We start from the raw sequence: 11,759 nt of genomic DNA on the forward strand, positions 1-11,759 counted from the left end.
CGCCGGCCGCTCTCCTTCTCCCAGCCTTGCCTTCGCCGACGACCCCGCTATCATTTCCTTCAGAATGTGAGGCGAGGTGTCGATATGGCCGACAGGCAGGCAATCGAAGCGACGGTTCATCTCTATGTCGAGGGCATGGCCTTCGCCAATGAAGCAGCCCTGAAGAAAGCCTTTCACCCGAAGAGCTCGATCATCGGGCACTATCAGAATGCGGTGGAATGGCTCTCGCGCGATGAATTCATCGCGGCAATCCTTGAGGAAGGGGCCGCACCACCCGGAACTCAGCCTTATATGGACATCGGCAGCATCGATATTTCCGGCGATGCGGCGACTGTGAAAGTGACCGACGATTTTGCCGGCATGCGCTTCACCGACTATCTGTCACTGTTGAAGATCGACGGACGCTGGACGATCGTCAGCAAGCTCTATCATCTTCACATATAAAAGACCGGCAGCTTGCGCCGCCGGTCTTCTCAAACTTTCTGTTAGCCGGATCAGCTTCTCAGGACGCCGCCGGTGAACTTGGCGACGCTGGCGACGATCTTCTGCGTCAGCGCTTCAAAATCCTCGTCGGTCAGCGTGCGGTCGGCCGGCTGGATCTGGACCTCGATCGCAACAGATTTCTTACCCTCGCCAACCGAGGCACCTTCGAAAATATCGAAGACGTTGACGCCAGTGATAAGCTTGCGATCGACGCCGGTGGCCGCCTTGATGATGGCGCMGGCTTCCACCGTCTTGTCGACGACGAAGGCGAAGTCGCGCCTGACGGCCTGGAAGGGCGAAAGTTCGAGCGCCGGCTTGGTGCGGGTCGCCTTCTTCTTCGGCTCGGCCATGGCATCGAGATAGACTTCGAAGCCGCAGAGAGCACCGGACACATCAAGCTTTTCAAGCGTGGTCGGATGGAACTCGCCGAAATAGCCGAGGATCACCTTCGGACCCATCTTGATCGTGCCGGAACGGCCGGGGTGATACCATTCCGGACCACCCCGCTCGATCTGGATATTGCCCGTCGGCAGGCCGCAGGCTTCGATAACGGCAAGCGCATCGGCCTTGGCATCGAAGACATCGACCGGCTGGCCGCCGCCCTTTGCCGCATTCGACCACATGCGGCCGGCGCCGGAAAGCGATGCCGTGCCACGGCGGATGCCGCCGGCGACGCGCCGCTGGCCTTCCGGCGTGTCGTTTTCGTAGGTGCCAGAGACCTCGAAGATCGCCACATCGCCATAGCCCTTATCGGCATTGCGCTGGGCGGCCGTCAGCAGACCCGGCAGCAGCGAGGGGCGCATGTCCGACATTTCGGCTGCGATCGGATTGGCAAGCTTGAGGGCCGGAGAACCACCGCCGAACAGCTTTGCCTGATCTTCCGGAATAAAAGACCAGGTGACGGCTTCCAGCATGCCGCGCGAGGCGAGCGCGCGCTTGGCGGAGCGGGTGCGGATCTGCAGCGTCGTCAGGATGCGACCGTTGACAGCAGCATGACTTTCGAGCGGCGCTGGCTTGATGTTGTCGACGCCATGGATGCGCATGACCTCTTCGACGAGATCGGCCTTGCCGTCCACGTCAGGACGCCAGGAGGGAACCGCCACGGAGACGCGTTCGCCGGAGCCGGAAACCTTGAAGCCGAGACGGGTCAGGATCGTGTTGCTTTCGTCCGTCGAGACCTCGAGGCCGGTCAACCGCTTGACCTCCGAATAGGGGAAGTCGACGACCTTCGGCTCGTAACCCTTATAGCCGACGATCTCGGCCTTTGCCGGCGTGCCGCCGCAAAGTTCCAGCACCAGTTCCGTCGTGCGCTCGAGGCCGGGAACCATGTATTCCGGATCGACGCCGCGTTCGAAACGGTAGCGCGCATCGGTGATGATGCCGAGCGCGCGCCCAGACTTGGCGATGTTCATCGGATCCCAGAGAGCGGATTCGATCAGCACGTCAACGGTTTTTTCATCACAGCCGGAATGTTCGCCGCCCATGATGCCGCCGATCGATTCAATACCGTTCTCGTCGGCGATGACGACATTGTTCGGGCCGAGCTTATATTCGCGCTGGTCGAGCGCCAGCACGGTTTCGCCTTCCTTGGCGCGACGCACAGTCAGGCTGCCCTTGACCTTGGCGGCGTCGAAGACGTGCATCGGCCGGCCCTGGTCGAAGGTCATGTAGTTGGTGATATCGACGAGCGCATTGATCGGGCGCAGGCCGATGGCGAGCAGCCGCTGCTGCAGCCAGCGCGGGCTCGGACCATTCTTCACGCCGCGCACGAGCCGCAGGCCGAAGCCCGGGCAGAGTTTAGGATCATCGAGATCGAGCGTCAGCTTGACCGGCGTTTCGCCTTCGACGGCGAAGGACGGAGCAGGTCGCGTCTTCAGCGTGCCGAGGCCGGAGGCTGCAAGATCGCGGGCGATGCCATAGATCGAGGTGCAGTCCGGACGGTTCGGCGTCAGGTTGATCTCGATGACCGGATCGTCGAGATGGGAATAGGCGGCGTAGCTCGTGCCCACGGGCGCATCTTCCGGAAGGTCGATGATGCCGTCGTGATTGTCGGAGATCTGCAGTTCCTTTTCCGAGCACATCATGCCGCGGCTTTCGACACCGCGGATATTGCCGACCGACAGCGTCACGTCGATGCCGGGAACATAGGTGCCGGGAGCGGCAAAGGCGCCGATCAGGCCTGCACGCGCATTCGGTGCGCCGCAGACGACCTGCACCGGAGCGCCTTGGCCGGTATCGACCATCAGCACCTTCAGACGGTCGGCCTGCGGATGCTTCTCAGCCGAGAGAACCTTGGCGATGACGAAAGGCTTGAAGGCCGCCTTGTCGTCGACATCTTCCACTTCCAGCCCGATCTCAGTCAGGCGGGTGCAGATTTCATCGAGCGTGGCATCCGTTTCCAGATGATCCTTAAGCCAGGAGAGCGTGAATTTCATAGGTTCAATCCTCCCTTAAACGCTCAGGCCACCGAACAGCGTCGGCATGTCGAGCGGTCGGAAGCCGTAGTGGTTCATCCAGCGGACATCGGCATTGAAGAAGTCGCGCAGGTCGGGCATGCCGTATTTCAGCATGGCGATACGGTCGAGGCCCATGCCCCAGGCAAAGCCCTGATATTCGTCCGGATCGAGCCCGCCATAGCGCAGCACGTTCGGGTGGACCATGCCGCAGCCGAGGATTTCCATCCAGTCGGTGCCTTCGCCGAACTTGACGATCGGACCGGAGCGGTCGCACTGGATGTCGACCTCGAAGGAGGGCTCGGTGAAGGGGAAGAAGGACGGGCGGAAACGCATCGTCACGCTGTCGACCTCGAAGAAGGTCTTGCAGAACTCCTCCAGCACCCAGCGGATATTGGCGACATTGGCCTTCTTGTCGATGACCAGGCCTTCGACCTGATGGAACATCGGCGAATGCGTGGCATCGGAATCCTGGCGGTAGGTCTTGCCGGGGATGATGATGCGGATCGGCGGCTTCTGCGATTCCATCGTGCGAACCTGCACCGGCGAGGTATGCGTGCGCAGAACCTTGCGCTCGCCCTTCTCATCCGGATTGAAGAAGAAGGTGTCGTGCATCTCGCGGGCCGGATGTCCCTCGGGGAAGTTCAGAGCCGTGAAATTGTAATAGTCGGTCTCGATATCGGGACCTTCGGCAATCGAGAAACCCATGTCACCGAAGATTGCGGTGATTTCGTCGACAATCTGGCTGATCGGATGGATGCGGCCGCGCTCGGCCGGCGAGGAACGGACCGGCAGACTGACGTCGACCGTTTCGGCCTTGAGACGGGCATTGATCGCAGCTTCCTTCAGCACCGATTTGCGGTCGGCAAGGGCGTCGGTTACTTCGTTCTTCAGTGCATTGATTGCTGCGCCGCGGGTCTGTCGCTCTTCCGGCGTCATGGCGCCGAGCGTCTTCAGCAGCTCAGAAATCGAGCCCTTCTTGCCGAGCGCGGAAACACGAACGGTTTCGAGCGCAGGCTCGTCATTGGCGGCGGCAATTTCGGCAAGCAGAGAGGATTTAAGCTGGTCGATATCTGACATTGTCTTCTTTCCGTCCAGATCAGGCGGCGTTCGAAAGGCGGGCGCGGCAAGGCCGCGCAAGCAGTACAAAGAAAGAAAAACCCGCGCTAGCCCAAACCAGCGCGGGTTTCCCAAAATTCAAAAAAGCGTCAAGCTTGGGAAGCGCTGGTTAACGAACCGCGCCTTCAAACTCGTTAGCCGTGCCGGTTTCCTTGAGGTACTCAAGGGCCTTCTTAGCGGCAGCAACCAGGGCACCGAATGCTTCCGGCTCATGGATTGCCATGTCGGAGAGAACCTTGCGGTCGACTTCGATGCCAGCCTTGTTCAGGCCGTCGATGAAGCGGCCGTAGGTCAGGCCGAATTCGCGGACGGCAGCGTTGATACGCTGGATCCAGAGGGCGCGGAAGTTGCGCTTGTTAACCTTGCGGTCGCGGTATGCGTACTGCTTGGCGCGGTCAACGGCAGCCTTGGCGGTACGGATGGTGTTCTTGCGGCGGCCGTAGAAACCCTTGGCCTGCTTCAGAACCTTCTTGTGCTTGGCGTGGGCGGTGACGCCTCTTTTTACACGTGCCATTTCATGATCTCCTTAATCTAACGCGTTACCGGAATAGTCTCAGAGACCGTTCGGCAGATAGTTCTTCACAACCTTGCGGCCATCGGGTTCTGCCAGAACCATGGTGCCGCGTGCATCGCGAATGAACTTGTTCGTGCGCTTGATCATGCCATGGCGCTTGCCAGCGGCAGCCGCCTTGACCTTGCCGGTGGCGGTGATCTTGAACCGCTTCTTGGCAGAGGACTTCGTCTTCATCTTGGGCATTTTGCTACTCCGTTCTGAGAGCTCCTCACCCGCTTCATCAAAGAAGCCCTTCTGCGAAAGCCCTGTTACGGTCTTCGCCAAAGGCGTGGGAGCGTTTGTTGTTGATCTGCGGGGCCAGTGACGAAACCTGCCCGCAAGCATTCGAAACTGCCACGGCATGCCCTGCCGGTCAGTTCGGACGCGCGCTTATAACCGCAGCGTCATGAAAGTGCAACGGGGCGGATGATGATTCTTGCACCCGCAAGAAACACAAAAGCCGCCCTGTCGGACGGCTTTGAGCGAAAGGATGCGGCACCGGTTACTTCGGCGCCAGCACCATCATCATCTGGCGGCCTTCGAGCTTGGGCTCGGCTTCGACCTTGGCAATCTCAAGCGTGTCGGCCTTGACCTGCTGGAGAAGCTTCATGCCGAGTTCCTGGTGGGCCATTTCGCGGCCGCGGAACTTCAGCGTTACCTTCACCTTGTCACCTTCGTCAAAGAAGCGACCCATCGCCTTCATCTTCACCTCGTAGTCATGGGTGTCGATGTTCGGACGCATTTTGATTTCTTTGACTTCAACCACCTTCTGCTTCTTGCGCGCTTCGGCGGCCTTCTTCTGGTTGGCATATTTCAGCTTGCCCAGATCGAGGATCTTGCACACCGGTGGCTCGACATTGGGAGAAATTTCGACGAGGTCGAGGCCGGCTTCTTCCGCCATTCTCAAGGCCTGGTCAGTAGGCACGACGCCCAGATTCTCACCGTTCGCCCCAATCAGCTGAACTTTGGGAATGCGGATTTCACGGTTCGAACGCGGTCCATCCTTTACGGGCGCGTCGGTTTTAAAGGGTCTGCGAATGGTCGTATTCTCCTCGCGTTGTTCGGAACGTTGCAGCTTCGTGTCCCAGTTCGAAAGGGGGCACAAACGGGTCACGCCATCACTGCAACGGATTCAATAACACCCTATAGCGGAAAAATCACCTGCTGTCAGCCTGTCAAGAATCTGTTTTATAGACCAAAATAATAGGAGTTCTGCCCAATGTCCGACGAGATGCCCATTCTTCAGCCGAAGTTCCTGACAGTCGGTGAAGACGAGGACGCGCGGCAGATCGCCATGCTGCTGCGGCCGGCGCGGACAGGCGCCGATCTTCCCGCCCTCGTCTGGCTATCCGGCTACCGATCCGACATGAGCGGCAGCAAGGCCGTCGAAATCGACCGGCTGGCGGAGGAACTGGGTGCCGCCTGCATCCGCCTCGACTATTCCGGTCACGGGCTTTCCGGCGGTACCTTCACCGACGGCACGATCTCGCGGTGGCTGCAGGAGGCGCTCGCGGTGATCCGCGATACCGCCCCCAAACGGATGATCCTCATCGGCTCTTCGATGGGCGGCTGGATCGCACTCAGAGTGGCGCAGGAGCTTGCGAAAGACGGCGGTCCAAAGCTCGAAGGCATGGTGTTGATAGCGCCGGCGCCGGACTTCACCTCTGATCTCATCGAGCCGCACCTCAAGAAGAAGGAACGCGCCTCGCTGGAGGAGCGCGGCTATTTCGAGGAACGCTCGCAGTATAGCCCGGAGCCCAACATCTATACACGCGCCCTCATCGAGGACGGCCGCCAGAACCGGGTGCTGACCGGCATTATCGAAACAGGCTGCCCGATCCATATCCTGCAGGGCATGAAAGATGCTGACGTGCCCTATCTGCATGCGATGAAACTCGTGGAACATCTTCCTGCCGACGACGTGGTGCTGACCTTCATCCGCGACGGCGACCACAGGCTGTCGCGCCCCCAGGACATCGAGCGGCTGCGCAGCGCCGTCAAAGGCCTCATCCGATAGACTGAAGCCAGTCGTCCACCAAAGAATATGCAACTGCCCGAATAGAGGACTTTGGTTGAGCAAGTTATGCTCAGATATCCCTAAGGTTATGTTGCATTTTAACCATGTCTACGAGTTGCAAGGCCCTCCCAAGAAGTAACGATTGACTCCTTTCAGCCCTCTCCGTTAACTGTTTGTTAATAAATGAAGGGCGATGCAGGGAAGTAGGGCGTGCGGATCAAGGGTTTCCTCGTGGCCATGATGGCCGTGTTTGCAATGGCGCCGGCCGCTATTCCGGCTCCTAGCAAAAATGCCTCCATGGTGACCGGCAATGCGACATCGCAGCCGGTCGGTCATTACGACTTCTGTCAGACGCACCGCAGCGAATGCGGTGCCAACCGCAATACCGGTCCGGTCGCCATGACCGGCGCCAAGTGGGCCACGGTCCGTTCGGTCAACGCGACCGTCAACCGCACCATCACGCCGATGACCGACAAGGAAATCTACGGCAAGGACGAGGTCTGGGCCTATCCAACCACGGCTGGCGACTGCGAGGACTTCGCGTTTCTGAAGCGCCGTATCCTCATCCAGCGCGGCTTCTCACCTGCCGATCTGCTGATGACAGTTGTCCGCAAGCCTGATGGTGAAGGTCATGCGGTGCTGACGTTGCGTACTGCCGAGGGCGATTTCGTGCTCGACAACTTGGCTTCCGACGTCAAGCCGTGGTTTGCGACGCCCTATAGCTTCATCAAGCGCCAGTCGAGCTTCAATGCTGGTCGCTGGGTCACCATCGAGAATGGCCGCGACGTTCTGGTCGGCGCTCTGAAATAATTAATTTTGAGGGGACTGTGGGAAAGGCCGGCGAAAGCCGGCCTTTTTCATTTCTGAGCTATGCTTCACGCGTTCCCGATGAAAATACCGGCTGCGAGCACGAGGCTGCCGCCGACGACCACCTGGAAGGCGGCGCGCAGGAACGGCGTCTCCATATATTTGTTCTGGATGAAGGCGATCGCCCAGAGCTCGAAGAAGACGATGATGGCGGCGGTAATGGTCGCGGTCCAGAAGTCCGGGATCAAGTAGGGCAGCGCGTGGCCGAGACCGCCGAGCGCCGTCATGATGCCGCAGGCAAGGCCGCGCTTGATCGGCGAACCGCGGCCCGAGATCTTGCCGTCGTCATGGGCGGCCTCCGTGAAGCCCATGGAGATGCCGGCACCGACCGAGGCCGACAGGCCGACGAGGAAGGTCTGCCAGGTATCCTGCGTGGCAAAAGCCGCAGCGAAGATCGGCGCCAGCGTCGAGACCGAACCATCCATCAGACCGGCAAGGCCCGGCTGCACATAGGTCAGCACGAACTGGCGGCGCGCGGTCTCATCCTCCTCCTTTTTTACATCGTCAGGCGTGTGCTTGTCGCCCAGCATGCGGGCGATGTCCTCATGGCCCTGTTCGGCGAGAGCGAGATCGCCAAGCAACTGACGGGTGGAGGCATCGGAGGTCTGCTTGATCGCCTCGACATAGAAGCGGTAGGCCTGCTCCTCCATCGCCTCGGCTTCCTGCCTGATGGCATCGAGAGACAGGTTGGCACGCAGCCAGTCCGGTTTGCGCTCATAAAAGCCCTCGACATGCTCGCGGCGGATCAGCGGGATGCGTTCACCGAAGCGCTGGCGGTGAATTTCGATCAGCGACTTTCGGTGCGTGTCCTCCACCTCCGCCATATCTTCAAACACCTTGGCGGAGGCCGGAAACTCCTGTCGCAAATGCTCCGCGTAAGCAAGATAGATGCGGGCATCATCTTCTTCCGAGGCGATGGCGAGCGCCAGGATTTCCTGCTCGGAGAGAGAGCGGAAGGAACGTTTCGGTGATCTGAAAAAACGGGCCAACATAAGGAATCTCCAGTAATTTAGAATTATTCTAAATCTAAAGAGGCAAACCGCGTGGGTCAAGATCGAAGCCCGGCGGGATTGACAGAATGCCGCGATCTGCCGATCGCGCTTTGCTGAGGCAGCACGTCAACCTATATGGAAGCTGCTGCAGCACGCGGCACCGGGGTTAAAGATGAATAGCGAGATACAGGGACGGGCCGCGCATGTTGCCGCGATCCGTGAAAAAGCCGAGGCCGAGATGAAGGCGATCGGCGTGGACGAGGCCTTCATTTCGAAGCTGGTGGAGACTTTCTACGGGCGGGTGCTCAGGCATCCCGAGCTCGGACCTGTCTTTGATGCGCGGCTTTCCGGCCGCTGGCCCGAACATATGCAGAAGATGAAGAGCTTCTGGTCGTCCGTCGCCTTCCGCAGCGGCGCCTATGGCGGCAAGCCGGTGCAGGCGCATCTCGGCGTTGCGAACATGACGCCGGAGCTTTTCCCGAAATGGCTTTCGCTGTTTTCGCAAACGCTCGACGATGTGGCACCGACGCCGGAAGCCAAGGAGTGGTTCATGGCGACTGCGGAGCGGATCGCAAAGAGCCTGACGCTGTCGCTCTTCTACAATCCAGCGCTTGACGATCCCGCGAAGAAGATGGGCTGACGCTTTACTGCCTTGCCGAAAAGGTCGCGCCAGCGCTTGCGGCGACGACCAAAGCCGTTCCGGCCATCTGCAGAAGCGTCATAGGCTGTGCCAGAATGACGAAGCCCGCGAGGGCTGCAATGGCGGGTTCCAGGCTCATGAGGATGCCGAAGGAGGCCGTCGGCATGCGCCGCAGCGCGATCAGCTCCAGTGTGTAGGGCAGCAGTGGCACCAGAATGGCGAGGCCCGCCATTTCAATCAGGCCGTAGGCGTCAAGCTTCGGCACGGCGCCGGCAAAACCGAAGGGCGTTGCGACCACCGCGGCAACCATGAGCGACATGGAAAGCCCTTCCAGCCCCTTGAAACTTGCGCCGATCTTCTTCGTTAGCACGATATAGATCGCCCAGCCGGTTCCCGCGCCAAATGCAAAGAGAACACCAAGGGGATCGCCAACCCAGCCTTCCCCGTCATGAGCGAGGGCCAGAACGCCGAAAGCGGCAATGAGCGGCCAGATGAGGCGCCGGCTCAATCCGTAGCCAATGGTCGCGACGGAAAGCGGTCCGAGAAAATCAATCGCGACGGCGAGACCGAGCGGAATGCGCTCGATCGACGAGAAAAAACTCATCGTCATCAGCGCCGTGGTCGTGCCGAGGACCAGGGCACTTGTCCACTGGGCGCGGCTGTAGCTGAAGATGCGCGGGCGCACCGCGATTGCCAAAAAGATGGCAGCGAAGGCGAGGCGCAGCCAGGTGGCACCGACCGGCCCATAGGTGGCGATGGCGGAGGAGGACAGCGCCGCGCCGAACTGGATGGAGGACATGGACATGAGGCACATCAAGCCGCCGGCAGCCACACCGCCAAATGCAGCAGGCGTCTTCGCCGTTAGCGTGCCCGGTCCGGCGCTCGTTCTTTCTTCCATGTGCTTCTCCGATTGCGCGCTCTTCATAGGAGAGCAGCGCATGAGCGACAAATTCAAACTTCTGATCGGGGCAGCAAAAGGCTTGATGCGATATCAGAGGCGGCCTGAGAGGATCACCTCTTCGGCGTCTTCGAAGCTCATACCGAAAACCTTCTTGCCGATCTCGAAGCTGAAGCCGTTGCGGGCGAAGGCAGAGAGCTCCTTTGCCTTTCGTTTTTCATCAAGCTCGACGCGGCGGAACGGGCCGAAGGCGCGTTTGCGGGCGAATATCGCCGCGGCATAGAGATCGTCAGCCTCTTCGAGTGCAACCTCCACCTTGTCGCTGGAGACGCCTTTGACCGCAAGCTTCTGGGCAATGGCGCGCTTCGACTTGCCGCTGCGCACGGCGGAACGCGTGCTGATTTCAGCATAGGCGCTATCGTCGATCGCCTTGTTGTCATAGGCAAATTTGACGGCGAAATCGGCGACAGCCTTGATCTGCGCTGCGCTGATGTCCTCGAATTTCTCCTTCGCCTTGCGGGTGATGGCGTCAAAGAGCTGCTTTTCCGTCATCATGCGCCGCTCGAGACGATAGATGGTCGAGTTGCGTGCCCAGCTCAGCATGCGGGGCGTCGGGATATCGGATGGAACGGTCTCGTCGGTCATCAGGAGGAGATCAGACTTCCAGACCCTTGAGCACATTGGCGACATTGAGGCCGATCTCCGGCACTCCGTAGCCGCCCTCCATGCAGGTGACGACCGGCAGGCCGGCGGCTGAGATCATCTCGCCCATGCGAATGAAGTCCTCCGATTTCAGCTTGAAGAAGGAAATCGGATCGCGCTCGAACGTATCGACGCCAAGCGCCACGACGATGGCTTCCGCACCGAAGGCCTTGATGCGAGAAAGCGCATCGGCAAGGGCTGCCGACCAGACATCGAAACTGGTGCCGGGCGCCATCGGGTAATTGCGGTTGGCGCCCTCGCCCTGCCCTTCGCCCGCTTCATCGGCATGACCGAGGAAATAGGGAAAGGCGTGGATGGGATCTCCATGCAGTGAGGCGGTGAAAACATCACTGCGACGATAGAAGAGATCCTGCGTGCCGTTGCCGTGATGGAAATCGACATCAAGCACGGCAACCTTCCTGGCGCCATGATCCAGCAGACGCTGGGCCGCCACGCCGGAATTATTGATGAAGCAATAGCCGCCGAAGAGATCGATGCCCGCGTGATGGCCCGGCGGGCGGCAGAGCGCGAAGGCGAAGCGGTGGCCGGCATTCAGCCAGTCCGAACCTGTCATCGCGCAGCGCATGGAGGCAACAGCTGCCTCGTAAGAGCCCTTGGTGATGGACGTGTCGGCGGCATTGGCATAATGGCCGATCACGCCGACGATGTTTTCGGGCACACGCTGGCTGGTGCGGCGGATGGGGAAGGAATTGGCGATCGCCTCGCCCTTATATCCTGCCGCCACCCAGCGATCCCACACTGTCGCCAGGAATTCCAGATAGGCCGGATCATGCACCTTGCGCGCCGTTTCGAGACCGTGCGGTTCGGGGGCGACGACATCCGAAAAGCCCGCCTCCCTCACTGCGGCGAGAATCCATTCCGCCCGGAACGGTGCCTCGAAAGGCGTCACGAGCTGGCCATCATGCAGCTCCGTCTTCGCATCACGCAGCTTGTGGTCTTCGGAATAGATGACGCGCACGAGTGTCCTCCGCAAATCAGTCTGTCAGACTCAAGCCTTACACAGGCCCGTCTAAA

The 11,759-nt window shown here is 60.1% G+C and carries 13 protein-coding genes; 4 read left to right on the plus strand and 9 right to left on the minus strand.

Annotated elements, in window-relative coordinates; genetic code table 11:
- Nucleotides 1–84: 84 nt before the first annotated feature.
- Nucleotides 85–444 (plus strand): nuclear transport factor 2 family protein, encoded by a 360-nt coding sequence (locus tag AC1DTN_RS34210; protein ID WP_113182234.1) that lies wholly within the window; start codon nt 85–87, stop codon nt 442–444.
- A gap of 50 nt (nt 445–494) precedes the next feature.
- Here AC1DTN_RS34210 and pheT read toward each other — a convergent pair whose 3' ends face one another.
- From pheT to infC, 5 genes are all read right to left on the minus strand, one after another.
- On the minus strand, nt 495–2,918 hold the full coding sequence (gene pheT, locus AC1DTN_RS34215) for a phenylalanine--tRNA ligase subunit beta (RefSeq protein WP_477924533.1): 2,424 nt from the start codon (nt 2,916–2,918) through the stop codon (nt 495–497).
- Nucleotides 2,919–2,933: 15 nt separating this feature from the next.
- Complete coding sequence (gene pheS / locus AC1DTN_RS34220; protein ID WP_439017079.1) at nt 2,934–4,016, minus strand: phenylalanine--tRNA ligase subunit alpha; 1,083 nt, start codon at nt 4,014–4,016, stop codon at nt 2,934–2,936.
- A gap of 148 nt (nt 4,017–4,164) precedes the next feature.
- Nucleotides 4,165–4,569 carry a 50S ribosomal protein L20 gene (gene rplT, locus AC1DTN_RS34225; RefSeq protein WP_007813309.1) on the minus strand — a complete coding sequence of 135 codons (405 nt, stop codon included), beginning with the start codon at nt 4,567–4,569 and terminating at the stop codon, nt 4,165–4,167.
- Between the two features lie 39 nt (nt 4,570–4,608).
- The gene (rpmI, locus tag AC1DTN_RS34230; RefSeq protein ID WP_004108077.1) at nt 4,609–4,812 is read right to left on the minus strand and encodes a 50S ribosomal protein L35; all 204 of its coding nucleotides are present in this window, start codon (nt 4,810–4,812) and stop codon (nt 4,609–4,611) included.
- Between the two features lie 298 nt (nt 4,813–5,110).
- The gene (gene infC, locus AC1DTN_RS34235; protein WP_113325702.1) at nt 5,111–5,647 is read right to left on the minus strand and encodes a translation initiation factor IF-3; all 537 of its coding nucleotides are present in this window, start codon (nt 5,645–5,647) and stop codon (nt 5,111–5,113) included.
- Between the two features lie 180 nt (nt 5,648–5,827).
- On the opposite strand from infC, the gene AC1DTN_RS34240 reads away from it, so the two are divergent.
- Together AC1DTN_RS34240 and AC1DTN_RS34245 are read left to right on the plus strand one after the other, a co-directional pair.
- Nucleotides 5,828–6,625: an alpha/beta hydrolase gene (locus AC1DTN_RS34240; protein ID WP_439017078.1), complete on the plus strand. Its 798-nt coding sequence runs from the start codon at nt 5,828–5,830 to the stop codon at nt 6,623–6,625.
- A 210-nt stretch (nt 6,626–6,835) separates the two neighbouring features.
- A complete protein-coding gene (locus tag AC1DTN_RS34245; RefSeq protein ID WP_477924535.1) occupies nt 6,836–7,435 on the plus strand; it encodes a transglutaminase-like cysteine peptidase in 600 nt (199 codons plus the stop codon).
- Nucleotides 7,436–7,500: 65 nt separating this feature from the next.
- Here the strand turns inward: AC1DTN_RS34245 and mbfA are convergent, their stop codons facing one another.
- Nucleotides 7,501–8,484, minus strand: coding sequence for an iron exporter MbfA (gene mbfA / locus AC1DTN_RS34250; RefSeq protein ID WP_113325689.1), 984 nt, complete (start codon nt 8,482–8,484; stop codon nt 7,501–7,503).
- Nucleotides 8,485–8,656: 172 nt separating this feature from the next.
- Between mbfA and AC1DTN_RS34255 the strand changes: the two genes are divergently transcribed.
- Nucleotides 8,657–9,124, plus strand: coding sequence for a group III truncated hemoglobin (locus AC1DTN_RS34255; protein WP_113325688.1), 468 nt, complete (start codon nt 8,657–8,659; stop codon nt 9,122–9,124).
- Between the two features lie 4 nt (nt 9,125–9,128).
- Here the strand turns inward: AC1DTN_RS34255 and AC1DTN_RS34260 are convergent, their stop codons facing one another.
- The 3 genes from AC1DTN_RS34260 to AC1DTN_RS34270 form a co-directional block, all read right to left on the minus strand.
- On the minus strand, nt 9,129–10,022 hold the full coding sequence (locus tag AC1DTN_RS34260; protein WP_477924537.1) for an EamA family transporter: 894 nt from the start codon (nt 10,020–10,022) through the stop codon (nt 9,129–9,131).
- A 93-nt stretch (nt 10,023–10,115) separates the two neighbouring features.
- A complete protein-coding gene (gene recX / locus AC1DTN_RS34265; RefSeq protein ID WP_439017076.1) occupies nt 10,116–10,667 on the minus strand; it encodes a recombination regulator RecX in 552 nt (183 codons plus the stop codon).
- Between the two features lie 10 nt (nt 10,668–10,677).
- A complete protein-coding gene (locus tag AC1DTN_RS34270) occupies nt 10,678–11,703 on the minus strand; it encodes a histone deacetylase family protein (protein ID WP_439017075.1) in 1,026 nt (341 codons plus the stop codon).
- Nucleotides 11,704–11,759 lie beyond the last annotated feature (56 nt).

Source organism: Rhizobium sp. 01T444 (assembly GCF_056398305.1).